The following is a 26,229-nucleotide window of genomic DNA, read 5'->3' on the forward strand; positions in this document are numbered from 1 at the left end:
CAGAGGCATGCACATGAACCATTCTTCGGATAACCCATTGGCTGACCGTCCACTGCCGGAAGGTGGATTGACCGTCACTCCGCTGGTGTTTGAGCCTTCATTCGAGCAAGTGCCCGATGACGAGGCTGAAACCAGCCAAGAGCTTAACCAGGTGATGCGCAGCATCCTGGATACGACGTTCGAAGACGGCGGCCACGCGTTGCGTGGCGTGCATGCCAAGGCTCACGGGCTGGTAAGGGGTCATATCACGGTACTCGAGGGTCTTCCTGCGCCTTTGGCGCAGGGCGCCTTTGCCGTCCCTGGCACACTGCCGGTGGTGATGCGCTTTTCCACCAACCCTGGTGACATTCTGGACGACAAGGTCTCCACACCTCGCGGCTTGGGGCTGAAGATTGTTGGCGTTCAGGGCGAGCGTCTACCGGGCAGTGAAGGCGATGTGACTCAGGATTTCGTGATGCAGAACGCCAAGGCGTTCACCGCTGCCACGCCAAAGGCGTTCTTGAAGAGTCTCAAGCTCTTGGCCAAGACCACAGACAAGGGTCCTGGTCTGAAGAAGGCGTTTTCGGCGCTGCTTCGTGGCGTGGAGTCGGTGATCGAGACCATGGGTGGTGAAAGCGGTACGCTCAAGAGCATGGGCGGGCATCCGCTGACCCATGTGCTGGGCGAAACCTTCAACACAGTCGTGCCGTTTCTGTACGGTAACCACTACGCCAAGCTGGAAGTGGTGCCAGTGGCCCAATCGCTGACCGATTTGACCGATCAACCCGTCGATCTGGACGGCAAGCCAGACGGACTGCGTGAAGCGGTCACCGAATATTTTGCAACCCAGGGGGGTACGTGGGAAGTGCGTATCCAGCTGGCAACCGACCTTGATGAAATGCCGATCGAGGATGCCTCAAAGCAATGGTCGGAAGAGCTGAGTCCCTTCGTGACCGTTGCCCGTATCGAAGTGCCGGCCCAGGCCGCATGGTCGGAGGAAAGCATTCAGACGATCAACGAGCGGATGTCGTTCAGCCCTTGGCATGGTCTGGCGGCGCACCGTCCGCTGGGGGGTGTCATGCGTGTGCGCAAACCCGCCTACGAGATGTCTTCCGGCTTCCGCGCTACCCACAACGGTTGTCCGATGCACGAGCCACGCTGAGATTTGGGCAGCCGGTCTGCCGATGGCGGTCAATGACCGCCTGAGGCATACGCCGGAAAACGCACGGCAAAGGTGGTCCCTGCCTGTGCGGTAGAAACGACCTCGACCACACCCCCGTGGGCCTTGGCGATCTCGCTGACGATGAACAGGCCCAACCCGACACTACGTACTTCGCGACCCGCTTCAGCTCCTCGCGTCATGGGGGAAAAAATCGTGCTCAGCTGGGTTTCGTCGATCGGATTGCCGACATTGTGCACGGCAATTTCCACTGTTCCCTGTGCTGCCGACACTCGCACGTCGATAGGGCTGGCGCCATCGCCATAAGTCACCGCATTCGAGACCAGATTGCCGAGCAATTGCGCCAGACGGTCCGCGTCCGCCTGGCAGAACAAGGCTTCGTCGCTGGCGCTGAAAGCGATTTCGCGGTGTGGGTGAAGCAGGCGCAACGAGGCGACGGCGGCCGCGATGACACGGTCCAGTTGGATGGGTGCGCGGCTCACCGCCAAACCCTGGCCAATTCGCGCCTGGGTGAAGTCCAAGAGGTCGTTGATCAGGCGTTGCGAACGTGTCGTGGCCTCCCCGATGTGGCCGAGCATGGTGTCCTGCCGTTCGGTCATGTCCTGCGAACGCAGGTACTGCGCTGCCATGGACACGACCTGCAACGGGTTGCGCAGATCGTGGCTGACGATGCCGATCATCTGCTCGGCGAACAGTGCGCGATCTACGGCGAGCTCGCGCTGTCGATTCAGTTCGTGTTCCAGCACCACATGCCGCTGCAAGGCGTCCTCGGCCTGACGCTTGGCCTGCAGGAGTTCCTGTTCGAAACGCATGCGGTCAGCCACGATGAACGCCGATACGGCGTTGAGCACCTGGCCTTCATGCTCGCGTCTTCCGGCATTGAGCACCATCGGCGCGACAGTGCCTTGCGCGGTCAAGAAGTCCAGTTTGACCTCGGTGATGAAACCTTGCATCGCCAGCAATGGCATCCAGTGCGTCTGGTAGAACATGCGACCACCTACGGTCAGTAGTTCCTGCAGCTTGCGTGTGCCAATCAGTTGCTCGCGGGTATAGCCCAGCCATTGGCAGAACGTCTGGTTGACCTCGAGGATCAAGCCCTTCTCGTTGATGAGCAGCAGGGCGCAGGGAGCCTGTTGATAGAGCGCCTCGGCATTCGGGATGCCCGTGGCCTCGACGCTCATGCGGGCAGATGGCCGCAGGTCTGGTCGAGGAAGGTCTGGATGGCTTCGATGCAGGCGGCAGGCTGGCTCAGGTGCGGGCAGTGGCCTTCGTTCTCGACCAGCACCATGCGGCAATCGTCGATCACTTGAGTCAGGTATTCGCCAACGGCCCTGGGCGCGATGAAGTCGTCGGAAGACTGGATGACCAGTACCGGCTCACGTAACTGGCGTACGTCTTCGCGGCTGTCGGTGAGGAAGGTCACACGCGCGAAACGCTTGGCGATGTTCGGGTCGGTCTGGCAGAAACTGTTGGTCAGTTCGGCGCCCAGTTCCGGCGTTTCCGAGTTGCCCATGATGCGTGGCGCCATCGCACTGGACCAGCCCAGGTAGTTGCTTTCAAGGGTCGAGAGCAGGGCGTCGATGTCGTCGCGGGTGAAGCCGCCGGGATAGTCCTCGTCGGTGATGTAGGACGGCGAGGGGCCGACCATGGCGTGGGCACTGATCAGCCCGGGGCTCAGGTTGGCGGCCATGACGCCGGCCATCGCGCCGACCGAATGGCCGATGAACACCACCGGACCCTGTTTGAATTCCTGGATGATTTCGACGATGTCCTCGGCATAGCCCGCCAGCGTTGAGTACTTGTCGATGTCATAGGCGCCGACATCGGACTTGCCGCATCCGACCATGTCGAACAACACGGTGCGGTAGCGCTTGGCAAAGGTGGGTTCGACCATGCGCCACATGTTCTGGTCGCAGCCAAACCCATGGGCGAACACCAGCGTCAGAGGCCCCTGGCCCTTGACTACCACATTGTTGCGAGCCTGGACGGACATCCGAGAAATTCCTGTGTGCGCAAGCGAGCATGCGGGGTCGATTAGCCGTCTAGTCTACCCGAGCATAGTCACCGACGTCAGGCTCGCCAGCGTTTTCAAACGGTGTTTTTTCTCACGTGCTCCAGCAGGGCCTGTAGCGGGTGACGGACCGTGTGACCTTCTTCGCGTTTGACCTGACTGCGGCAGGAATAGCCGTCGGCAAGCAGATTGCCCGAGCTCTGGTAGCGGGCCAGCAACGGCTGCCAGGATTGCCCGTAGATGACCTTGGAAGTGGCGACGTTGCGCGCTTCATGGCCATAGGTGCCGGACATGCCGCAGCAGCCGCTGGCCAATACTTGCAGGGTCGCGCCCAGACGGCTGAACACCTGTTGCCAATGGGTGATGCTGTTCGGCTCGTTGGTCTTCTCGGTGCAATGCGGCAACAGCTGGTAGACGCCGCCGGTGCCGGGTTCGCCGGTCTGCGGCAGTACCTGGGCCAGCCATTCCTGGGGCAGCAGAACGGTCGGTGCCTGGTCGTGGCCCAGGGTTTTCGCGTACTCCTGGCGGTACACCAGGGTCATGGCCGGATCCAGGCCGACCAGAGCGATGCCGCTGGCCTGCAATTGCCGCAGCGACTGGGCGTTGTGCCGGGCGGCCTTGTCGAATGCACCGAGAAAGCCCTGCACCTGCAACGGCTTGCCGTTGGCGGCGAAGGGCGCCAGGTAGATGTCGAAACCCAGCCGCGAAATCAGCTCGAGCCAGTCGGCCATTACCGGCGTGTCGAAGTAGCGGGTGAAAGCATCCTGCACCAGGATCACGCTGCGCTGACGCTGCTCGGGGGTCAGCCGGGCGAGACGATCGGCGGTCGCCGCGCGCACGTTCCAGTCGCGACAGTGAGCCTGGAAATCGACCAGGCTCAGCAGCGGGCTGTCGACCATGCCGGCCACGCGTTGCAGCGCCTGTTGCACCGGCGCGAAGGACATGACCGCGTTGTAGGCGCGGGGAAAGCGCGCCAGGTACGGGATGCTGAATTCCAGCGAGCCGATCAGGTAATCCTTCAGCGGTCGCAGATAGCGCCCGTGGTACAGCTGCAGAAAGCGCGCACGGAATTCCGGCACGTTGACCTTGACCGGGCACTGCCCCGCGCACGACTTGCAGGCCAGGCAGCCGGCCATGGCGTCGTACACCTCGTGGGAAAAGTCGTCGCGGCCCATGCGCCGGGCCAGGCTGTTGCGCGCACGCTGGAACAGGTTGCCGCCCGCGCTCTGCAGCACGTTGGCGCCGTGCAGGCCCTGCAGGCGCAGCCATTCGCGGATCAGCGAGGCACGGCCCTTGGGCGAATGAATACGGTTGCGTGTGGCTTTCCACGACGGGCACATGGCGTCGTTCGGGTCGAAGTTGTAGCACGCACCGTTGCCGTTGCAGTGCACGGCGCTGTCGTAGCTCTGCCAGACCCGCTCGTCGATGGTGCGGTCCAGCTCGCCACGCAGGGTCACTTCGTCGACCTGGGTCAGTCGCGCATCGGCGACACTGGCCGGTGTGGCGATCTTGCCCGGGTTGAGCTGGTTGAAGGGATCGAAAGCGGCCTTGAGTGCCTGCAGGGCCGGATACAGCTCGCCGAAGTACTCGGGCACGTATTGCGAGCGCAGGCCCTTGCCGTGCTCGCCCCAGAGCAGGCCACCGTGCCGCTGGGTGAGCGCCGCGACCTCGTCGGAAATAGGCCGGATCAGGGCGGCCTGGCGCGGGTCCTTCATGTCCAGGATCGGCCGCACGTGCAGCACGCCGGCATCGACATGGCCGAACATGCCGTACTGCAGGCCGTGACCGTCGAGCAAGGCACGAAACTCGCCGATGTAGGCCGCCAGGTTCTGCGGCGGCACGGCGGTGTCCTCGACGAACGGCTGCGGCCGGGCTTCGCCCTGAACGTTGCCGAGCAGGCCCACGGCGCGCTTGCGCATCGCGTAGACCCGGCTCACCGCCAGAGCGCCGACCGCCAGCGTGTGACCCAGGCGCTGCACCGTGGTGTCCTGCTGCAGGTGGGCAATGAACTGTTCGACACGCTGCTCGACGACGGCCAGGTCGTCGCCGCTGAATTCCACCAGATTGATGCCCAGGGTCGGCGCCTGTGCGTCGGTGGGAAAGTATTCGGCCACGCCATGCCAGACGATGTCGTTCATGGCTAGCAGGAGGACCTTGGAGTCCACGGTTTCGATCGACAGCGGCTGGTGCGCCATCAAGGCATTGGCGTCGTTGAGCGCGTCCATGAAGCCGGCATAGCGCACATTGACCAGAATGGAATGCCTGGGGATCGGCAGCACGTTGAGCTTGGCTTCGACGATGAAGCCCAGCGAGCCTTCCGAGCCGCAGAGTACGCTGTTGAGGTTGAAGCGCCCGTCGGCCTCGCGCAGGTGGGCCAGGTCATAGCCGGTCAGGCAGCGGTTGAGTTTGGGGAAGACCGCGTCGATCAGTTCGGCCTGCTCGTCGGCGATGGTCGCTGCGCACCGATAGACCTCGGCGATGCGGCCGTCGCCCGCGCGGTTGGCTTGTAACTGCGACGCATCGAGGCTGTGGCTGTGCAGGCGCTCGCCGCCCAGCAGCAGGGTGGTCAGCTCCAGCACATGGTCGCGGGTCTTGCCGTAGGTGCAGCTGCCCTGGCCGCTGGCGTCGGTGTTGATCATGCCGCCGATGGTCGCGCGGTTGGAGGTCGACAGCTCGGGGGCGAAGAACAGTCCATGGGGCTTCAGGGCTGCGTTGAGCTGATCCTTGACCACGCCGCTCTGGACCCGCACCCAACGCTCTTCGACGTTGATTTCCAGCACCTGGTTCATGTGCCGGGACAGGTCCACCACCAGGCCATCGGTCAGCGACTGGCCGTTGGTGCCGGTGCCGCCGCCGCGTGGGGTCAGTACTACACTGCGATGTTCCGGCTGGCTGGCCAGGCGGGTCAGGAGCTGCACGTCGGCCTCGTGCCGAGGGAATACGGCGGCCTGGGGCTGGCGCTGATAGATCGAGTTGTCCGTGGCCAGCACCGTGCGCATAGCGTAGTCGTCGACGATCTCGCCCTGGAAGCCTGCACGTTCGAGCTGACGCAGCAGCGCCTGATAGGGCGCAAGAGGAGCTTTCTGGCGGGACAGTTCGGCGATCATGGCAGTCGGAATCCGGCGGGGCAGTGGATTTGCATTCGAAACAGGCATGTGTGCAATGGGCCGAAGCGTGCGGTGATCGAGTTCGAAGAGCCGATCGTATCTACCGCAGGGGCCTTGCATGATGACGTGCGTGACCGTATTTTCGCCGACACGGGCCCACCGGGCAAACGTATATCCTTCGTTTTTTGCATGAGCTCAATGAATGAATCCTCGACGGCTCACACCTTCCATGTCTTTGCTGCTGGCGTTCGAAGCTGCTGGTCGCCACGGCAGTTTCACCCGGGCGGCGGCCGAACTGGCCTTGACTCAGAGCGCGGTGAGTCGGCAGGTGCAGGTCCTCGAAGCACTGCTTGAGGTGGCGTTGTTCAAACGTGAAGGCAGGCACATCGAGTTGACCGCAGCAGGCGCGCTGTACCAGCACGAGCTGGCCGGCGCCCTGGCGCGGATTCGCGGCGCCACCCTGCAGACCATTTCCCACCGCATCGAGGCAGATACCCTGCACCTGGCGGTGCTGCCGACCTTCGCGTCCAAATGGCTGATGCCGCGGATGGGAGACTTCTATGGGCGCCACCCTGGCAGTCTGGTACATCTTCATTCGCGCATCGTGCGCGGTGACCTGTCCGAAGGCGTGCAGGACATGAGCGCCATCATCTGCGCGGGGTCGGGGCAGTGGCCGGGCTATGTGGCGCATCGATTGCTCTCGGAGAAGCTGGTGGTGGTGGCCAGCCCCAAGGCCTTGCCCGCTCATGAGCAGATGTCCGTGCAGGATGCAGGTCGGCAGCTGCTGCTGGGCGTGGTGTCGCGGCCACACGCGTGGTCGGACTGGTTTGCCAGCGTCGGGTTGACCGGCTCGTCGACCCCGCGCCTGGGGCCGAGCTTCGAGCATACGGCGCACCTGATCCAGGCGGTCATCGCCGGGATCGGCATCGGGCTGGTGCCGCGCATTCTGGTACAGGACGAAATCGCTCAGGGTGAGTTGGTGACCCTGTTCGAGCCCATGGAAAGCGGTCGCGGGTATTACCTGGCGTATCCCACCCACAATCAGCAACTGCCGTCGCTGGTGGCCTTTCGCGAGTGGTTGCTGTCCATTCCGTTTCCGGACAGTTGAGGTTGCAGGCCCGCAGACACCCCGATCCCCTGTAGCAGCGGCGCAAGCCGCGTCCGGCCTCACCGCAATTCGCCTGACACTCTGCGTGGATCGCCGAGGCGGCTTGCGCCGCTGCTACAGCGGGGCGCAGCGCATCAGGTGGGTCGAGGGGTTGCACACGTTCTGTAGCAACTCGCTGACAAACCATCGAAGGGCCCGGCTGTCAGAGTGCCACTGACCATGAGGAATAGCCGTGTTCCACATCTATGCGACTGTCGCGTTTCTGTATGTTGCGCTGCGCTTCATCTACCCATTGCCCCTGGCCACTGGCTGGCGTTTGCTGATCGGTCTGGTGCTGCTCGCCGCGTCCAAGTATCACCTGCTGATTCTGGCGTTCACCGGGACCATGTACTCGCCTGAAGTCCCCTATTGGGTGGCGTACAGCGCTGGCTGGGCCTTTACCGGGTTTGCCCTGCTGTTCGCTTTCGTGCTGGTACTGGATCTGGGCATCCTGCTGACCCGCCTGGTCCGTCGCCGCGCTTCGTCACGCGGGGCCCTGGCCAAATGGCGCTATGGCGTGGCAGTGCTGGCGGTGGTGGTCTCCGGCTTCGGCGTGGCCCAGGCCACTCGCGTGCCGGACGTGCGTCAGGTGGACATCCAGATACCCGGGCTGGCGCCGACGCTGGATGGGTTCCGGCTGGTGCAGTTGTCCGACCTGCACATCAGCGTGCTGTTTCCCGAGCCTTGGGTGGAAGAAGTCGTCAAGCGCACCAACGCCCTGGCGCCGGATCTGGTAGTCATCACCGGGGATCTCATCGACGGCACCCTGCAGGCGCGGGCCACGGACGTGCGACCGCTGGCGAAGCTGCGCGCCCGCGATGGCGTGATCGCGATTCCCGGCAACCACGAGTATTACTTCGGCAACGAAGGCTGGATGGCCAAGTTTCGCGAGGCGGGCATGCACAGTCTGATCAACCAGCATGAGGTGGTCGGCGATACACGCGGGCAACTGGTCATCGCCGGTATCACCGACAAGGTCGCCACCCGGTACGGAGGCAGCGCACCGGACCTGGATCTGGCCCTGCGCGGTGCACCGGCCGATGCGCCGATCGTGCTGCTCAACCATCGACCCGCCGGGATCGACCAGGCGATCGCCGCAGGCGTCGATCTGCAGTTGTCCGGGCACACCCATGGCGGGATGATTCGCGGTTTCGATCAGGTGGTGTCCAAGGCCAACGAGGGGTTCGTGTCCGGGTTGTACCGCCGCGCAGGCCTGCAGCTGTATGTCAGTAATGGCAGCGGGTTGTGGAACGGCTTTCCGATTCGTTTGGGGGTGCCGTCGGAAATCACCGAGTTCACTTTGCGCGCAGTGCCGTCCGGACGCTGAGTCGCTATGTGGAGTGAATCAATGGCTTGCGTTGCACTCCTTTTCTTGAAGGGTTTTTCATCACATGAGGAGCAAGACCATGAGCCATGCATTCAAGGTGGGCGATGCGGTGCGCTGGAATTCCGAGGCGGGGGAGATCCACGGCAAGGTGACCAAGGTTCACGTCAAGGACGTGGAGTTCATGGGCAAACACCGGCCGGCGTCCAAGGACGAGCCGCAGTACGAGGTCAAGAGCGACAAGACAGGTCATTCGGCGCTGCATCACGGCGATGCCTTGCACAAAGCATGAACATCGTCTGCGCCCCGTGTAGCAGCGGCGCAAGCCGCGTCGGCGTTATACGTGGAGTGTCAGGCGTATTGCGGCGAGGCCGGACGCGGCTTGCGCCGCTGCTACAGGGGCGGTGCAAGCCGGGATTGGGTTATTTGAAGTCGGCGGCGCTATGGCGTTCGGGGACTTGGGTCGCTTCATCGCCCCAGGTGCGGTTGACGCGTTGACCGCGCTGCACGGCGGGACGTTGGGCAATCTCTTCGGCCCAGCGCTGCAGGTGAGGATACTCGTCAACCGCCAGGAATTGCGCTGCGTCGTACAGATTGCCGCGCACCAGTTGCCCATACCACGGCCAGATCGCAATGTCGGCCACGGTGTATTCGTCACCGGCTATGAAACGTGTCTCGGCCAGTCGCTTGTCCAGTACATCCAGCTGACGCTTGGCTTCCATGGTGAAGCGATTGATCGGGTACTCCAGCTTCTCCGGCGCATAGGCATAGAAGTGCCCGAAGCCGCCACCCAGATAGGGGGCTGCGCCCATCTGCCAGAACAGCCAGTTCATGGCTTCGGTGCGTGCTGCCACATCGGTGGGCAGGAACTCGCCGAACTTCTGCGCCAGGTAGATCAGGATGGAGCCTGACTCGAACACCCGCACGCCGGTACCTTCACTGTGATCCACCAGCGCCGGAATCTTCGAGTTCGGATTGATCTCGACGAACCCGCTGGAGAACTGATCGCCTTCGCCGATGCGAATCGGCCAGGCGTCGTATTCGGCATCGGCGTGGCCCAGTTCCAGCAGCTCTTCGAACATGATGCTTACCTTGACGCCGTTGGGGGTCGCCAGGGAATACAGCTGGAACGGGTGCTTGCCCACGGGCAGGGTCTGCTCATGGGTAGCGCCAGCGGTCGGGCGGTTGGTCTTGGAAAACTGGCCGCCGGATTCCGCGTCGTTTTTCCAGACCTTGGGTGGAACGTAGGGGGTAGGGCTCATGAAGTGTGCCTCCAGATAGGGTTGAAGATGCACGCCGGGCGTGGCAAGTGGGCGATGAAGATAGGACTTGGCACAGGCGCGTACAGTTCATCCCTGCCCCGTTTGAAGCCGGGTCCAGTGACGCCGGAAAGCAACCGGCTGTTTTTGAAGAATATTTATTGCAATTGGGGTTTCCTGCGCGAAAGAAACCTGATAAATTCCCGCTCGTTCATGCAGAGGCCAGCAACTGGCTTTCTCGCACCGGATACAGGGGCGTCGCCAAGCGGTAAGGCAGCAGGTTTTGATCCTGCCATGCGTTGGTTCGAATCCAGCCGCCCCTGCCATTATCCACGTCATATCGACACTGCACATGAACCCGGCACATGACGTGCACCTTCTGCTTCACCTTCCTGTTCGCACATGATTTCTCCACCCGCTGTACACGCTCGTCTCGCTTTCAGGATACGTGGCCTGTTCAAGGTGTGGCGCTGTCTGCTAGTCGTTTCACGTGAACCACCGGACACCCTTGACGCCGCGCGCGCTCGGGAACCCCGCTGCCAGGTCACTGCCTAACACAAACGTAGCAATGCATTGGGTCAATGGCACCTTTATAAGGTAGTTGGAGGCGTTCTGAACGACACGACAGTTGCAGCTCGCGCATTCCAGGTCGAGCGCCTGCGCAAGGTAATGGAAGAAGCCGGTTTCGACCTGCACGATCCCCACACTCATGTTGTGCTGAGCCAGTTGCAGGCCTTGGCCCGATCGCCTGCGCCCGAGGCCGCCCGTGATAAGCCCAGCCGTTCCCCGCATGTGACCGACGAGGCTCGCCAGCGCGCCGTATTCGACAGCTCCATCGATTTTGCGATGGTGGTGATCGATACCCAAGGCATCGTGACCGACTGGAACATGGGGGCGACCCACGTCATGGGTTGGACCTCGGATGAGATGTGCGGCCGCAGCGCCGAACCGTTTTTCACGCCCGAAGACCGCGAGCAGGGCCGGCTGGCTCTGGAAATGCGCCTGGCGCTGCGTGACGGGCGTGCCAATGACGAGCGCTGGCATCTGCGCAAGGATGGCCAGCGTTTCTGGGCATCTGGCGAGATGATGCCGCTGTATGACGACGGCCTGCACCTGGGCTTCGTCAAGATTCTGCGCGACCGTACCAACGAGCACCTGGCCGGCCTGGCCATAAAGGAAACCCAGGAACGCTACCGCCTGGCCGTCAAGGCCACCAACGATGCCATCTGGGACTGGGACCTGAGCGGCAATCAGGTGGTGTGGAACGAAGCACTCGAGCAGGCCTACGGCCATCCTCTGGCGTCGGTCGAACCGACCGGTGACTGGTGGATCGGGCATATTCACCCTGACGATCGCGCGGGCGTCTACGAGTCAATTCATGCCGTGATCGACGGCAGCCAATCGGCCTGGTCCGGCGAATATCGGTTTCAGCGTCACGACGGCTCGTTCGCCGAAGTGCTCGACCGTGGGCACGTCATTCGCAATGCCGAAGGGCGGGCGGTGCGGATGATCGGCGCAATGCTCGACCTGACCCGTGTGCGCAACGCCGAGAGCGCGCTGCGGCAGAGCGAGGAACGTTTTCGCAAGATCCTGGAGAACATCGAATCGGCGTTCGCCATCGTCGAGGTCAAGTTCGACGCCGAAGATCGGCCCATCGACTACTGCTTCATCGAGGCCAACCCGGCCTTCGAACGCCAGGCCGGTGTCAACCTGCGCGGGCGTTGGGTGACCGAGTTCGCCCCGGACCTGGAGCAGTTCTGGTTCGACACCTATGGCCATGTGGCCAAGACCGGCGAGCCGGCTACTTTCGAGAACTATGCCGAAGCGTTCAAACGCTGGTTCGATGTGCGAGCCGTGAAAGTCGGCCTTCCCGAAGAACGCAAGATAGCGGTGATCTTCAGCGACGTCACCGCCCGACGCAATGCCGAGGATCGTCTGCGCACCAGTGAAGCCGTAGCGCGGGAAAACATTGAACGGGTGCAACTGGCCCTGGCTGCAGGGGCCATCATCGGCACCTGGCATTGGCACCTGCCGACCGATCGCTTCGCGGTCGACGAAGGCTTTGCCCTGGCGTTCGGGCTGGATCCGGCGCTGGGCCGCGAAGGCTTGAGCCTGGAAACGATCGTGGCGACCGTGCATCCCGACGATCGCGAAGGCCTGAGCGCCGCGATCAGCGAAGTGATCCAGCGTGGCGGCAGTTATTCCCATCAGTATCGAGTCCGCCGGGCCGACGGCCACTATTACTGGATCGAGGCCAACGGCCGTGTCGAGAACGACGCCGAAGGCAAGCCGCTGCGTTTTCCAGGGGTGCTCATCGACGTCGAGGCGCGGCGCTCGGTCGAGGCCGAGCGCGATCGCGCCCTGTCTGCGTTGCGTGCCCTCAACGATACCCTGGAACAGCGCGTCACCGAGCGCACGGTCAAGCTGATCCAGGCCGAAGAGAAATTGCGCCAGTCGCAGAAGATGGAAGCGGTCGGGCAGCTTACCGGCGGCCTGGCCCATGACTTCAACAACCTGCTGGCCGGCATTTCCGGTGCGCTCGAGCTGATGAGCACGCGCATCGCCCAGGGCCGCTGGATGGAAACCGACAAGTACATCAGCACCGCACAGGGCGCGGCCAAGCGCGCTGCGGCGCTGACGCACCGGTTGCTGGCATTTTCCCGACGCCAGACCCTCGATCCACGGCCCACCGATGTCAATGCGCTGATGGAAGGCATGACCGAGCTGATTCAGCGCACGGTAGGCCCCAGCATTCGCGTGGAAACGGTCGGCGCGACCAACCTGTGGCCGACCCTGGTGGATGTCAGCCAGCTGGAAAACGCCTTGCTCAACCTGTGCATCAATGCCCGCGATGCCATGCCCAACGGCGGGCGCATCACCATCGAGACCGCCAACCGCTGGATGGATCGCGAGGCCGCGCGCAGTTACGACATACCCGAAGGTCAGTACCTGTCGGTCAGTGTCACCGACACCGGCACCGGCATGGCGCCGGACGTCATTGCCAAGGCGTTCGACCCGTTCTTCACCACCAAGCCCATCGGTCAGGGCACCGGGCTGGGCTTGTCGATGATCTACGGCTTCGCCAAGCAGTCGGGCGGCCAGGTGAGGATCTATTCGGAAGTGGGCGAGGGCACCACCTTGCGCATCTACCTGCCGCGCTATTACGGCGAGGTCGATGACGACATACCGGAAACCCGCGAATCCCTGGCTGCTGCGGCCCACGCCGGAGAAACCATTCTTATCGTCGACGACGAACCGACCGTGCGCATGCTCTTGACCGACGTGCTGGGCGATCTGGGCTACACCTTGATCGAGGCGGCCGACAGCCTGGCAGGCCTCAAGCTGCTGCAATCGGACGTGCGTATCGATTTGCTGATCACCGACGTCGGGTTGCCCGGCGGCATGAACGGTCGGCAGATGGCCGACGCCGGGCGTGAGGTGCGGCCTGAGCTCAAGGTGCTGTTCATTACCGGCTATGCGGAAAACGCAGCTATCGGCAATGGCTACCTGGGGCCCGACATGCAGGTGTTGACCAAGCCGTTCGCCATGGACACGCTGGCGTCCAGGGTCCGCGAGCTGATGAGTCCCTGAGCTCTGCGGTGCTGCCCGACTCACAGGAGTAGCCGATGAACGATGTCACCTCTAACAGCTCTGGACTTGTGCCGGGCTGGCACGCTCGACGTTGGCTAGGCTCGGTCGAGGTGCCGGTGCATTACATGCGCGGCGGTACCTCAACCGGTGTAGTGCTGTGGGAGCCGTTGTTGCCGACCGAGACGGTTCTGCGTGAGCAACTGCTGCGCCAGTTGATGGGTGTGCCCATGGCGGGCAGTCATCCCGGCAACCGGCAGATCACCGGTCTGGGCCGCGGTCCGGCGACCAGTAACAAGGTGTTCGTGATGAACACCGAACGCGTGGACGGCCAGCTGCGTCTGGTCAGCACCCTTGCGCAACTGGCCAGTGACCATGCCGAGATCGACTGGAGCGTGAATTGCGGCAACATGTCCAGCGCGCTGCTGCTGTGGGCGCTGGATGTCGGACTGCTCCAAGCCCCGGTCGGCGGCTTGTGCGAAGTCGATATCCGCAACACCAACACAGGCGTGGTCACGACGGCGCGCATGCAGTGCGATACGCGGGGGGACTTCGTCACGGCGCAGATTCCTGGCGTGATGGGCGACTACCCCGCCGTGGACCTGTTTCTCCAGGCGCCGGTCGGCAACAAGACCGGTGCCTTGCTGCCGACCGGCGCGGTCGTCGACCACGTGGCTGGCATCGAGGTCTCCTGCGTCGATGTGGCGGTGCCGATGGTCATCGTCGATGCGCGCAGCCTGGGCAAGACCGGGCACGAACCCGTCGCATCGCTCGCGGCGGATGCGGCCTTCATGGCTACCTTGCGCATACTGTGGACCGAGGCCGGATTGAAAATGGGGCTGCGCCGCAAAGACGGTGTGCCCATGACCCGCGACGAGCTGGCGCGCAGCGAAACCATCCCCAAGATCTGCATCGTCGGCGCGCCGCGCGAGGGTGGTCATATCGCCGTACGCTACTTTACCCCGCAAACCGGTCATGCCTCCATGGCCGTGTCCGGCGGCTGCTGCCTGGCAGCAGCGTGCCTGATCCCAGGCACCACCGCGCACAAGGTGGCCCGTGACATTGCCGCTCCCGGAGCGACATTCGCGGACCTCCACGTCAGCATCGAAAACCCCGCCGGTCGCCTGGACACCACGGTGGTCGCGGCGCTGTCCGATGGGCAACTGCAGATCCGCAGTGCTGCCTACCGCCGCAGTACGCAGATTCTGATGCGCGGTCACGTGCCGCTTTATGCTGCTTCCAGCGAATTGCAGAGCGCACTGCTCGGTTCCTGATCCTGGCCCACCGAACTCCAAAGCGGCTCGGTGGGCCCGGGCCGTTACGGCATGCCCAGCCAGTTGGGCAAAGCCAGGGAAAGAAACGGCACATAGGTGACCAGCAGCAGAAACATCAGCAGGATCGACAGCCAGGGCAGGGCGGCGCGGATGGTCTGGCCCAGGGTCAGGCCCGTTACCGCCGAGGTCACGAACAGGTTCAGGCCCACCGGCGGATGCACCAGGCCGATTTCCATGTTGACCACCATGACGATGCCCAGGTGAATCGGGTCGATACCCAGCTCCATGGCGATCGGGAAGAAGATCGGTGCCAGGATCAGGATGATCGCCGAGGGCTCCATGAAGCTGCCGGCCACCAGCAGCACGATGTTGACCATGATCAGGAAGCCCAGCGGCGTCAGTCCTTCCGACAGCACCCAGTTGGTGATCTGCTGGGGAATCTGTTCGGTGGTCAGCACATGGGCGAAGAGCATGGCATTGGCGATGATGAACAGCAGCATGATAGTCAGGCGGCCGGATTCGAGCAGTACCTTCGGGCACTCGGCCAGGCGCATGTCCTTGTAGACGAACAGGGCGATGAACGCCGAGTACACCGCCGCTACGGCGGCCGCTTCGGTGGGGGTGAACATGCCGCTGTAGATGCCGCCCAGAATGATCACCAGCAACAGCAGGCCCCAGAAGGCGCGGCGTGCGGTGGTCAGCCATTCACGGAAGGTAGCGCGTGGCTGGGCTGGGAGTTTCTTGATCCGGGCGACGATGTAGATCACCACCATCAGGATCACGCCCAGCAGGATGCCCGGAATGACACCGGCCATGAACAGCTTGCCCACCGAGGTTTCGGTGGCCGCCGAATACACTACCATCACGATCGAGGGCGGGATGAGAATGCCCAGGGTACCGGCGTTGCAGATGATGCCGGCGCCGAATTCTCGGGGGTAGCCGGAGCGCACCATGCCGGCTACGGCAATCGAGCCGACTGCTGCGACGGTGGCTGGCGAGGAGCCGGAGAGGGCGGCGAACAGCATGCACGCCAGCACGGCGGCAATCGCCAGGCCACCGCGAATGTGACCGACGCAGGCGTTGGCGAAGTCGATCAGCCGTTGCGCGACGCCGCCGGTGGTCATGAAGGCGCCGGACAACAGGAAAAACGGTATCGCCAGAAAGGTGTAGCTGTCCGAGGTCTCGAACAACTTGATCGCCAGCGAACTCAGCGAGTCCTGACTGAACAGCAGAATGGATACCGCGCCGGAGAGGCCCAGGGAGATAGCGATGGGCACGCCCAGAAACATGAACACGAACAGCAGCAGGAACAGACAGATAACGGTCATCAGCGGTGCTCCTCGCCAGGGTTGGCCAGTTTGCTGGCTTCTGCCGCTTCGTCGGCCAAGCCCAGTCCGGTCTGCCGATGGGTATAGATGCGGTACATGATTTCCAGGTAGCGGGCGATGATCAGGGCGAAGCCGATCGGCACGATGAGTGCGATATGGCCGATCTGGATGCCGTAGCGATCCAGGTCCTCGGCGCCGATGCCGGCAACCAGCACCGCCGACACCCACTTGATGCTGGCGATCAGAAACAGGCCGGCGTACACCAGGCAGCAGCCGCAGGCGATCATCGCCAGAATGCGCTGCGCAGGCTTGCTGGTTTTCTTCACCAGCACGTCGACTCCCAGGTGGCCTGCGGTACGCACGCCGTAGGCGATACCGAAGAAGATCAACCAGCCGAACAGCGCCTTGGTCAAGGCGATGCTCCAGGTCATTTCCTGGGCATAGCCCATTAGGTGGTCGCCGATGCCGGCGAACAGGTCGCTGCTCCACGCCCATTTGTCGCTGAGGGTGTAGAACATCGTGTAGAGGTTGTTCAGCGCGACGTAGACGAACGTCACCAGCGTCATGGCAGCCAGCAGGAAGGCGATCATGCCTTCCTCGAAGTGCTCCCAGACTTGCCTGAGCGATTGCATAGGAATTCTCCGAGCGTCGAGAGAGCGGCCGCCGGCGAGCGGGCAGCCGCGCATGCTTCACTGGCGGCCGTAGCCAAGCCAGTGCAGGGGACAGGTCAGCCCCTCACGAGGCTTTGTTGGAGGCTTCGGCGGCCTTGATCAGGTCGGGGCCGATCTGCTCGGAGAACTTGTCCCACACCGGGCGCATCGCTTCGCGCCATTGTTGGCGTTGCTCGGCAGTGAGTGGGTCGATCTCGCTGGTCTTGGCGTCGATGATCTTCTGCCGCGCGGTCTGGTTCAGCGCTTCGGCTTGCTTGTTGACCTCGACGGTGACCTGGTCCATCAGCGTTTGCAGCTCGCCACGGACATCGTCGGGCAGGCCGTTCCAGAACTTGGAATTGGTGATGACCATGTAGTCGATCAGGCCGTGGTTGGTCTCGGTGAAAAAGGGCTGCACTTCGTGGACCTTCTGGCTCTCGTAGTTGGACCAGGTGTTCTCGGTGCCATTCACGGTGCCGGTCTGCAGGCCCTGATAGACCTCGGCGAAGCTCATCTTGCGGGGGTTGGCACGTATCGCCTTGAATTGCTCTTCGAGTACGCTCGACGCCTGGACGCGGAATTTCAGGCCACGGGCATCCTTGGGCAGGATGACCTTCTTGTTCGCCGACAGCTGCTTGAGGCCGTTGTGCCAGTAGGCCAGACCGTGGATGCCCTTGTCGTCCATGGAGGTCAGCAGCGCCTTGCCCTGGGGCCCTTGCTGGAAACGGTCGACTGCAGCCAGGTCATCGAACAGGAACGGCAGGTCGAAGATCTGCACCTGCTTGGTGTAATGCTCGAACTTGGCCAGTGATGGCGCAAGCATCTGCACGTCGCCCAACAGCAGCGCCTCCATCTCCTTGCCATCGCCGAACAGCGAGGAGTTGGGATAGACCTCCACCTTCACCTTGTCCTTGAGCTTGGGATCGGCGGCCACCAGTTTCTGGAACATCAGCGCGCCCTGGCCTTTGGGCGTGTTCTCTGCCACCACATGGGCGAACTTGATGACGACGGGATCGGCGGCCTGGGCCAGGGTTGCCATCGAAACGGCGGCGGCGCACAGCAGCGCCTGGGTCAGCTTGAACATGGAGATCACCTTGTTATTGTTGTAGGACAATCCATTCAGGGCGGTTTTACCGAACCAACCGGCCCTTTGCAGCGTAGGCGTTTTTCAGTTTGAGGATGGCTCAATCGACGCCGTGCCGAAAATCTGTATTTGCGTAAGCCGGCGTTCGGCATTACCGAACGCTTCAGTACAGGCCTAGCCCTGCAGGGCGTCGAGCAAACGCCTGGCGCGCTGCAACACCGGCGCATCGACCATCTGGCCGTCGAACCGGAAAGCGCCCGCACCCCCGGCAGCGGTGCTGGCCGCCAGTACGGCACGAGCCCATTCCAGATCCTGGACGCTGGGCGCCAGTGCCGCATGAATCACCGCCACCTGACGCGGATGGATGCACAGTGCGCCGCCGTAGCCCAGGTTGCGCGCGTGCTCGATGGCGCGCTGCAACCCCGGCGCGTCATCAAGGACGGCAAACACCCCGTCCAGTGGCGGCAGCAGGTTGGCAGCGCGCGAATGCAGCTGCACGCTCATGCGGCTTTGGTCGAGAAAGGCTTCTGCCGATGGCGTGCCATTGTTCAGGCCCAGGTCCAGGGCCAGGTCCAGGCTGCCGAAACACAGCCGTTCGACGCCGGGGCCGTTGGCGATGGACTCCAGCGCCAGCACACCCCGGGCGCTTTCGATGATCGGCCACAGCGGCTTGCCGGCCTGGCTCGCCGTGGTCAGTTGGGCGCAGGTTTCGGCCTTGGGCAACACGACCCCGACGACACCTGGGTGGCTGGCGCAGAAAGCCAGGTCGCTGGCGTGTTCGGCATGCCCGGGGGCGTTCACCCGAACCCATACGCGGGCCGTGTCGGTCTGCTGCAGAAACTGGGCAAGATGCTCCCGCGCCTGGCGCTTGAGGACCTCTTCGACGGCGTCTTCGAAATCGACGATCACCGCATCGGCGCCTGCGGCCAAGGCTTTGGCGAACCGTTCGGGGCGGCTGCCCGGCACGAACAGAGCCGAGCGAAGGGTAGGTATCGGCATGGTTCATGGTTCCCGGTGGAGGCGGTGGCAGACGGATCAGATCACGCCGGCCGCCGCCATGTGCGTCTGCTGTTCGGCTGAATAACCCAGCTCGTCAAGAATGCCTGCGGTGTGCTGGCCCAGGTCGGGGACCGCATCCATGCGCGGTGCGAACGCCGCGTTGCTGGCCGGCGGCAGCAGGGCAGGGAGCTTGCCGGACGGGCTGTCCACCTGGCGCCAACGGTCGCGCGCGGCCAGTTGCGGATGCGCCCAGACGCCAGCCATGTCGTTGACCCGGGCGTTGGCGATCTGCGCGGTGTCCAGGCGCTCCAGCACCTGCTCGACCGACAACGTCGCAAAGCTGTCGACGATGATCTGCCGCAGTTGATCGCGGTGACGTGAGCGCTCGAAGTTGCTGGAAAAACGCGGGTCGGCGGCCAGCGTCGGATCGAGCAGTACCTTCTCGCAGAACAGCGCCCATTCGCGCTCGTTCTGCAGGCCGAGCATCACCGTGCCACCTTCGCCGGTGGGGAAGGGGCCGTAGGGGTAGATGGTCGAGTGCGCCGCGCCGGCGCGGGCCGGTGGTGGCGCGCCGTTGTAGGCGTAGTACAGCGGGTAGCCCATCCATTCCACCAGGCTTTCCAGCATCGACACGTCGATGCGGCTGCCGACGCCGGTCTTGTCGCGCAGCATCAGTGCCGAGAGCACCCCGGTGTAGGCGTACATGCCGGCAGCGATGTCGGCGATCGAGCAGCCGGCCTTGGCCCGCTCCTCTTCGCCGGGTCCGCCGGTTACGGAGAGGAAACCGCCTTCGCTCTGGATCAGCAGGTCGTAGGCTTTTTTCTTCTCGTAAGGACCGCCTTCTCCATATCCGGAGATGTCGCAGACGATCAGACGCGGGTAACGCGCGTGCAGCGCTTCGAACGACAGTCCCATGCGCGCCGCCGCTCCCGGTGCCAGGTTCTGTACCAGCACGTCGGCCTTGGCCAGCAGTCCGTGCAGCACGGCATCGGCGGCCGCTTGTTTCAGGTCCAGTGTCAGACTTTCCTTGGAGCGATTGGTCCAGACGAAGTGCGAGGCCAGGCCGTCGACTCGCTGGTCGTAACCACGGGCGAAGTCGCCGCTGCCGGGGCGTTCGACTTTCACCACACGGGCTCCCAGATCGGCCAATTGACGGGTGCAGAAGGGTGCAGCGATGGCGTGTTCCAGGCTGATGACGGTGATGCCGTCCAGCGGACGCGGATTGAGCTCGGTCATGGGGTCACCTGTGGGTCAGATCAAATCGGTCAAGGTCTGGGCGTCGCGCAATTGCCAGATGCGGTCGATCAGCGCCTGTCCTTCGGCCGGTGTGCGTGCACCGGAAAAGGCCAGCAGGCGCAGGAACTTGGCTTCCAGTTCGGGGCGCGACAGGGTATTGCCGGGGTCGCCCTTGGGCTCGTCGATGGCGGCGCTCAGGGTACGGCCGTCAGTGGTCGTGACCATGACTCGCCCCAACCAGCGCGCGGGGTAGGCCGCATCGACCTCGGGGTCCAGCTCCATGCTGACTTTCTGGCGGAAGCCGTCGACTGCCGCATCCGTCAGCGCCAGGTCACGAAATTCGATCAGCTGTGCGCTGCCATGAACGGCGATCAAACCCAGCACCGCACCCATGGAGAATTTGGCCTGGTGTACCGTGCTGGGCTTGACCACTCGGCCCAGGACATCGATGGCGCCCTGATGCACGCGGGTGACCACCTTGGCGATCTGCTCGTGGTGCAGCCCTTCACGGTGCATCAAGTGCAGGAGGGCATCGGCGGCCGGATGGGTATGGCGGCACGAGGCGTGAAACTTGAACGAGGTTTCCGCCAGTGCCCAGCGGCTGCCCAGGCGATCGTCCAGACGGCTCGCGTCGGCGTCGCTGGACATGCCGGCAGCCAGACCCTGCTCGCCTTCCAGGATGTTGCGTGCTCCGGTCAGGCCCTCTTCGGTCATGTAGGCGGCGAGCAAGCCATCGGCGGCGGCCTTGGCGGTATGCAACTGCTTGGAGTCGGCGGCGTCGCGCAGGAATTCCCAGAGCCCGGCCGCCTGGGTGCCGGCATTGCCCAGCAGGTTGATGAACTGCTCGCGGTCGAACCCCAGCAGTTTGCCTACGGCGACTGCGGCGGCCAGGGTGCCCACTGTGGCGGTGGTGTGGAAGATTCGATAATGGGAGCGGCCCATGAACTCGCCGATGCGGATGCCCGCTTCGTAGCCGGCCACCGACGCCAAGAGCAACTCCCGCCCCGATTTGCCACGCTCCTGCGCCGCGGCCAGCACGGCGGAAAATACCACCGTGGCAGGGTGCAGCACCGAGCTGTTGTGCAGGTCGTCCTGCTCCACCAGGTGCGACGCGGCGCCGTTGACCAGCGCGGCAAAGTAAGGCGAGGTGCCGCGACCGTTGACCAGCATTCTTGCCGGGCCGTCGCCGGGCCCCATGCGCTGCGCGTAGCGTTCGAACAAGGGGATGGGGTGGGCACCCTGGCTGGCCAGTGCCGAGCCGACCCAGTCCAGGAACAGGTCTTCGCAGCGGGCCAGAACGGGCTCTGGAATGTCGGCGTATTGCAGGTCGGCGAGAAACCGGGCCAAGCGCTGTGTGGCATTCATGGACAGGCCCTCAGAAACTGCGTGGCAGTTCGAGCAGATGCTCGGCCACGTAGGACAGGATCAGGTTGGTGGAGATCGGCGCCACCTGGTACAGGCGGGTTTCGCGAAACTTGCGCTCGACGTCGTATTCGCAGGCAAAACCGAAGCCGCCATGGGTCTGCAGGCAGGCATTGGCGGCCTCCCACGACGCTTTTGCAGCCAGGTACTTGGCCATGTTGGCGCTGGCGCCGGCGTTCTTGCCGCTGTCGTATTCCTCACAGGCGCGCCAGCGCATCAGGTCGGCCGCTTCGATTTCGATGTGCGCCTCGGCAATGGGGAACTGCACGCCCTGGTTCTGGCCGATCGGCCGGCCGAATACGACCCGGTCGCGGGCGTAGGCGCTGGCCTTTTCGATGAACCAGCGACCATCACCGATACACTCGGCAGCGATCAGCGTGCGCTCGGCGTTGAGGCCGTCGAGGATATAGCGGAAACCCTTGCCTTCCTCCCCGATCAGGCTGTCGGCAGGCAGTTCGAGGTTGTCGAAGAACAGTTCGTTGGTCTCGTGGTTGACCATGTTGGCGATCGGCTGAACGGTCAGGCCCTTGCCGATGGCTTCGCGCAGATCGACCAGAAAGATCGACATGCCTTCGGATTTGCGCGTGACTTCGGCCAACGGCGTGGTGCGTGCCAACAGAATCATCAGGTCTGAATGCTGCACCCGCGAGATCCACACTTTCTGGCCATTGATGACGTACTTGTCGCCCTGGCGCACGGCGGTGGTCTTGATCTTGGTGGTGTCGGTACCGGTGGTCGGTTCCGTGACGGCCATCGATTGCAGGCGCAGTTCCCCGCTGGCCAGTTTGGGCAGGTAGTGACGCTTCTGCGCCTCGCTGCCGTGACGCAACAGGGTGAACATGTTGTACATCTGGCCGTGTACGGTCCCCGAGTTGCCGCCGCAGGCGTTGACTTCCTCGAGGATCACCGAGGCTTCGGCCAGGCCCAGGCCCGAGCCGCCGTATTCGCTGGGGATCATCGCCGAAAGCCAGCCGGCATCGGTGAGGGCCTTGACGAAGCTTTCGGGAAAACCCTTTTCTTCATCGATCTTGCGCCAGTAGGCGGCGTCGAATTCGGCGCACAGGGCACGAACGCCTTCGCGGATGGCATTGAGGTCTTCTTCGTCATAGGCAGGCATGTGCGGATCTCGGAGTCGGTGTTGAGTGAGCGGTTACTGGCCAGGTTGTGGCGAGCCGGTAGTGACAGTGTCGAAAGCGACATCGGCGCTCTGGGCGACACCGGCCTCGTTGCCGGCCCACAGGCGCGCCTTGCCCTGCTCGAGCAGGCAGCCGCCGAGCTGGAACGGGGTGGGTACGGTAAGGGGGCGCACGCCTCGATAGGCGAAATGCCGCACCCGCGCCTGGGGGTTGGCGTGGATGAAGCTGCGCAGCAGCAGGGTGGCGATCAGCGGGCCATGCACCACCAGACCGGCGTAGCCTTCGGTGCCGGTCACGTAGGGTTGGTCGTAATGGATCCGGTGACCATTGAAGGTGACGGCCGAGTAGCGAAACAGCAGGGTCGCAGTTGGCGTCACGCTTTCACTCCACTGCGCGGCAACCGGCGCTGGGTCACTGGTCAGCTTGGGCGGGTTCGGCTCGCGGTAGACGATGTCCTGCTCTTCGCGCAGGCACAGGCGACCGCTCTGGCTGTAGTCGTGGCGTACGGTGACGAACAGCAACGCGCCAGTGTGGCCGTGTTTTTCTTCGATGCGCAGGATGGTGGAGACACGCTCGGCAGCAGAACCGACCGTCAGTGGTTCGATGAACTCGAGACGGCCCCCGGCCCACATGCGGTTGCGGTCATCCGCAGCGGGCAGAAAGCCGCCGCGCAGCGGATGCCCATCCGGGCCCAATCGACTTTCCGCGACCGGCGCCTGGAAGAAGCACCACTGCCACAAGGGCGGCAGGGGCTCGCCGTCTTTCGGCGCAGGCTCGCCGAACGTCGCGGCAATGCGTTCGACGATGTTCTGGCTCAGTACATCGCGCGCCTGCTCGGTGCGGCCCGTCCAGGCACTGTAGTCGATGGCTGAATCTGAAGCGCTCATGGTCGGCCTCTGCGTTGTTGTTGTGCAGCGATGATGCGAGGCCCGACGCATTCTGTGAATTTGCATTTGCGTAAGGCGGCGTTCATATTTGCCGAACGCCCGACGGTAGGATCCCACCATGCATTTCGACCTGGCTGACCTGCGCCTTTTCATCCACATCGGCGAGTCGCCGAGCCTGACCCAGGGCGCGCGCCGGGCTTTCCTGTCGCCGGCTGCGGCCAGCGCTCGGATCAAGGCGCTGGAGCAACAGCTCGAGACGCGTTTGCTGTACCGCGACAGCCGTGGCGTGGAACTGACGCCCGCGGGCCAGAAGCTGCTGGTGCATGCGCGGTTGATCATGCGTCAGGTCGAATACCTGAAAGCTGATTTCACCCACCTGGGGGGCGACTCGGCAGGGCACATCCGTATTTTTGCCAACACCACGGCGGTCACGGAATTCCTGCCTGAAGTGCTGGCCGGTTTTCTTGCACAACGGCCCGGTGTCAGTGTCGACCTGCAGGAGCGACTGTCGCGCGACATCGTGCGTGGCGTGCTCGACGGCAGCACCGACATGGGCATCATCGCCGGGCCGGTGGAGGCGGCGGGTTTGCAGGTGATGCACTTCAGCACCGACCGACTGGTACTCACCGTGCCCTTGGGGCACGAGCTGGCCCAGTGCAAGCGCATCGGTTTCAAGCAGACGTTGGCGTTCCAGCACATTGGCCTGCACGAGGGCAGCACCTTGCTCAGCTTTCTGCGCGAACAGGTCGAGCGGAGCGGACAGGGGCTGTCGCTGCGCATTCAGGTGTCGAGCTTCGAAGCGATCTGCCGGATGGTCGAGGCGGGCGTGGGCATCGGCATCATTCCCGAATCGGCTGCCCTGCGGCACAGCCGCACCATGCGCCTGGTGACCATCGAACTGGACGAGCCCTGGGCAGTGCGCGAACGCAGCATTCTGGTGCGTGAACTCGAGGCGCTGCCGGGCACGGTCCGCGCGCTGATCGCCACCCTGATGCCGCCCCCGCCGCCGGATTGAGATGATGCATTGCAACTTGGCCCCAGGCTTTCTATCATCGCCGCGGGTGCGCCGCTGCATAGGGTACGGCGCAGGTTAAAGTTCAGCGTTGGTCGGGCCGCCAACGGAGACTCCCCGTGTCCGAAACCAAACCGGCCGTGCCTGTCATTCCCCGCCCGCAACAGCTCACCGAGCGCGCCCTGGCGGCGCTCGAACGCTTTTCCCACATCGAGGCCGTCAGCGGCATCGTTTTATTGCTTGCCGCCATCGCTGCGCTGGTCTGGGCCAACAGCCCGGCAGCCGAGTCCTACGAGCATTTCTGGCACACCCAGGTCACTGTGGGGCTGGGCGATTTCAGCGTGTCGCGCTCGCTGCACTTTCTGGTCAACGATGGCCTGATGACCATCTTCTTTCTGGTGGTGGGCGCGGAGATACGCCAGGAAATCAAGGACGGCGCCCTGGCCAATCTGCAACTGGCGACCTTGCCCCTGGGCGCGGCGCTGGGCGGCGTGCTGATGCCGGCCTTGCTCTACACCGTGCTCAACCATGGCACCGCCGCCAGCGCCGGCTGGGCGGTGCCGACCGCCACCGATATCGCCTTTGCGGTGGGCGTGCTGGCGTTGCTGGGCAAGTCGATCCCGGCCAGCGTGCGGATTCTGCTGCTGGCCTTGGCGATCATCGACGACATCGTGGCGATCCTGATCATTGCGGTGTTCTACACCGCCAGTCTCGACTACCTCGGCCTGCTGGTCGCCGTGGCCGGTGTGCTGCTGGTGCTGGTATTCCAGCGCATGGGCATCAGCAAGGCATCTGCCTACGTGCTGCCTGGGGCGATCGTCTGGTTCGGCCTGCTCAAGACGGGCGTTCATCCCACCCTTGCCGGGGTGATTCTGGGCTTGTTGACGCCGGTATACTCCAAGCCGATGGCCGAGCGTCCGGTGGACGTCATCCGCCGCAACTTCAACGAGTTGATGGAGCGCTTCACCCCTGGCAGCGACAATCGCGAAGCGGTGGTTGAGCCGCTGCGGCAGCTGCGCGATGCGCAACGCGAAGTACTGCCACCGGTGCAGCGGATTCAGGTCGGTCTGCACCTGTGGGTCGCTTTCGGGGTCATGCCGCTGTTCGCCCTGGCCAACGCCGGGGTGAGCTTCGGTGGGGCGAACCTGAGCGATGCGATGTCGCAGCACGTGTTTGCCGGGGTGATGATCGCCCTGGTGCTGGGCAAACCTCTGGGCGTGCTGCTGGCCAGTCTGCTGCTGGTCAAACTGAACATCTGCAGGCTGCCCGAGGGCGTGACCTGGGGTGGGGTGGGGCTGGTCGGCCTGCTCGCCGGGATCGGTTTCACCATGTCGATCTTCATTGCCGCGCTGGCCTTCACCGACCCGACCCTGCTGGCTTCGGCCAAGCTCAGCGTGCTGGCCGCTTCCACGGTGGCAGCGGTGCTGGGGCTGGTCTGGGGCAAGCTGGTGTTTGGCAGGGGGCGGGTGGGGTAGGGCTCGTTGTGGGATAGGCCTCTTTCTGTGGAGGCGGGCTCTTTGTGGGGCAGGCCTCTTTCTGTGGGAACGGGCTCTTTGTGGGAGCGGGCTCTGCCCGCGAAGGGTTCAGCGGTGAACCCTTCGCGGGC

20 protein-coding genes and 1 tRNA gene are annotated in these 26,229 nt (G+C 63.7%); 9 read left to right on the top strand and 12 right to left on the bottom strand.

The features are described 5' to 3' along the window. Window positions 1-13 precede the first annotated feature (13 nt). Window positions 14-1,141, top strand: a complete 1,128-nt coding sequence (locus QMX89_RS05840; RefSeq protein WP_049861369.1) for a catalase family protein — start codon at window positions 14-16, stop codon at window positions 1,139-1,141. 29 nt (window positions 1,142-1,170) lie between these two features. Here the strand turns inward: QMX89_RS05840 and QMX89_RS05845 are convergent, their stop codons facing one another. The 3 genes from QMX89_RS05845 to QMX89_RS05855 form a co-directional block, all read right to left on the bottom strand. Then, the gene (locus tag QMX89_RS05845; RefSeq protein WP_282347371.1) at window positions 1,171-2,340 is read right to left on the bottom strand and encodes a PAS domain-containing sensor histidine kinase; all 1,170 of its coding nucleotides are present in this window, start codon (window positions 2,338-2,340) and stop codon (window positions 1,171-1,173) included. Continuing rightward, window positions 2,337-3,152, bottom strand: coding sequence for an alpha/beta hydrolase (locus QMX89_RS05850; protein WP_192065610.1), 816 nt, complete (start codon window positions 3,150-3,152; stop codon window positions 2,337-2,339). The genes QMX89_RS05845 and QMX89_RS05850 overlap by 4 nt, the downstream gene beginning before the upstream one ends. Window positions 3,153-3,247: 95 nt before the next feature. Further along, window positions 3,248-6,277 (bottom strand): FAD-binding and (Fe-S)-binding domain-containing protein, encoded by a 3,030-nt coding sequence (locus tag QMX89_RS05855; protein WP_282347373.1) that lies wholly within the window; start codon window positions 6,275-6,277, stop codon window positions 3,248-3,250. A 202-nt stretch (window positions 6,278-6,479) separates the two neighbouring features. Here QMX89_RS05855 and QMX89_RS05860 point away from each other — a divergent pair, with 202 nt between their 5' ends. From QMX89_RS05860 to QMX89_RS05870, 3 genes are all read left to right on the top strand, one after another. Beyond that, window positions 6,480-7,385, top strand: a complete 906-nt coding sequence (locus tag QMX89_RS05860; RefSeq protein WP_282347374.1) for a LysR substrate-binding domain-containing protein — start codon at window positions 6,480-6,482, stop codon at window positions 7,383-7,385. Between the two features lie 232 nt (window positions 7,386-7,617). After that, on the top strand, window positions 7,618-8,751 hold the full coding sequence (locus QMX89_RS05865; protein WP_282347375.1) for a metallophosphoesterase: 1,134 nt from the start codon (window positions 7,618-7,620) through the stop codon (window positions 8,749-8,751). 79 nt (window positions 8,752-8,830) lie between these two features. Then, window positions 8,831-9,040, top strand: a complete 210-nt coding sequence (locus QMX89_RS05870; RefSeq protein WP_049861344.1) for a DUF2945 domain-containing protein — start codon at window positions 8,831-8,833, stop codon at window positions 9,038-9,040. 130 nt (window positions 9,041-9,170) lie between these two features. Here QMX89_RS05870 and yghU read toward each other — a convergent pair whose 3' ends face one another. After that, window positions 9,171-10,010 (bottom strand): glutathione-dependent disulfide-bond oxidoreductase, encoded by an 840-nt coding sequence (gene yghU / locus QMX89_RS05875; RefSeq protein ID WP_282347376.1) that lies wholly within the window; start codon window positions 10,008-10,010, stop codon window positions 9,171-9,173. A gap of 248 nt (window positions 10,011-10,258) precedes the next feature. On the opposite strand from yghU, the gene QMX89_RS05880 reads away from it, so the two are divergent. From QMX89_RS05880 to QMX89_RS05890, 3 genes are all read left to right on the top strand, one after another. Continuing rightward, window positions 10,259-10,333 (top strand) — tRNA-Gln (locus QMX89_RS05880). A gap of 343 nt (window positions 10,334-10,676) precedes the next feature. Continuing rightward, complete coding sequence (locus QMX89_RS05885) at window positions 10,677-13,598, top strand: PAS domain S-box protein (protein ID WP_282347377.1); 2,922 nt, start codon at window positions 10,677-10,679, stop codon at window positions 13,596-13,598. 35 nt (window positions 13,599-13,633) lie between these two features. Beyond that, the gene (locus QMX89_RS05890; RefSeq protein ID WP_282347378.1) at window positions 13,634-14,869 is read left to right on the top strand and encodes a PrpF domain-containing protein; all 1,236 of its coding nucleotides are present in this window, start codon (window positions 13,634-13,636) and stop codon (window positions 14,867-14,869) included. 44 nt (window positions 14,870-14,913) lie between these two features. On the opposite strand, the gene dctM is transcribed toward QMX89_RS05890, so the two are convergent. The 8 genes from dctM to QMX89_RS05930 all read right to left on the bottom strand — a co-directional run bounded on the left by dctM (window position 14,914) and on the right by QMX89_RS05930 (window position 23,611). Further along, window positions 14,914-16,197 carry a C4-dicarboxylate TRAP transporter large permease protein DctM gene (gene dctM, locus QMX89_RS05895; protein ID WP_043187778.1) on the bottom strand — a complete coding sequence of 428 codons (1,284 nt, stop codon included), beginning with the start codon at window positions 16,195-16,197 and terminating at the stop codon, window positions 14,914-14,916. Beyond that, on the bottom strand, window positions 16,197-16,829 hold the full coding sequence (locus QMX89_RS05900) for a TRAP transporter small permease (RefSeq protein WP_049861341.1): 633 nt from the start codon (window positions 16,827-16,829) through the stop codon (window positions 16,197-16,199). The genes dctM and QMX89_RS05900 overlap by 1 nt, the downstream gene beginning before the upstream one ends. A 103-nt stretch (window positions 16,830-16,932) precedes the next feature. Beyond that, a complete protein-coding gene (locus QMX89_RS05905; RefSeq protein ID WP_049861365.1) occupies window positions 16,933-17,931 on the bottom strand; it encodes a TRAP transporter substrate-binding protein in 999 nt (332 codons plus the stop codon). Window positions 17,932-18,105: 174 nt separating this feature from the next. Next, window positions 18,106-18,930 (bottom strand): CoA ester lyase, encoded by an 825-nt coding sequence (locus QMX89_RS05910; RefSeq protein WP_282347385.1) that lies wholly within the window; start codon window positions 18,928-18,930, stop codon window positions 18,106-18,108. Window positions 18,931-18,966: 36 nt separating this feature from the next. Continuing rightward, window positions 18,967-20,166: a CaiB/BaiF CoA-transferase family protein gene (locus tag QMX89_RS05915; protein ID WP_282347387.1), complete on the bottom strand. Its 1,200-nt coding sequence runs from the start codon at window positions 20,164-20,166 to the stop codon at window positions 18,967-18,969. Between the two features lie 15 nt (window positions 20,167-20,181). Further along, complete coding sequence (locus QMX89_RS05920; RefSeq protein ID WP_282347389.1) at window positions 20,182-21,531, bottom strand: MmgE/PrpD family protein; 1,350 nt, start codon at window positions 21,529-21,531, stop codon at window positions 20,182-20,184. A gap of 10 nt (window positions 21,532-21,541) precedes the next feature. Beyond that, window positions 21,542-22,705, bottom strand: a complete 1,164-nt coding sequence (locus QMX89_RS05925; protein WP_049861337.1) for an acyl-CoA dehydrogenase family protein — start codon at window positions 22,703-22,705, stop codon at window positions 21,542-21,544. Between the two features lie 33 nt (window positions 22,706-22,738). Then, complete coding sequence (locus QMX89_RS05930) at window positions 22,739-23,611, bottom strand: MaoC family dehydratase N-terminal domain-containing protein (protein ID WP_282347393.1); 873 nt, start codon at window positions 23,609-23,611, stop codon at window positions 22,739-22,741. Between the two features lie 118 nt (window positions 23,612-23,729). Between QMX89_RS05930 and QMX89_RS05935 the strand changes: the two genes are divergently transcribed. Further along, window positions 23,730-24,626: a LysR family transcriptional regulator gene (locus QMX89_RS05935; RefSeq protein ID WP_282347395.1), complete on the top strand. Its 897-nt coding sequence runs from the start codon at window positions 23,730-23,732 to the stop codon at window positions 24,624-24,626. Window positions 24,627-24,742: 116 nt separating this feature from the next. Further along, a complete protein-coding gene (gene nhaA, locus QMX89_RS05940) occupies window positions 24,743-26,098 on the top strand; it encodes a Na+/H+ antiporter NhaA (protein WP_282347397.1) in 1,356 nt (451 codons plus the stop codon). Window positions 26,099-26,229 lie beyond the last annotated feature (131 nt).

It is taken from the genome of Pseudomonas sp. PS01301 (assembly GCF_029960215.1).
Classification (GTDB): domain Bacteria; phylum Pseudomonadota; class Gammaproteobacteria; order Pseudomonadales; family Pseudomonadaceae; genus Aquipseudomonas; species Aquipseudomonas coleopterorum.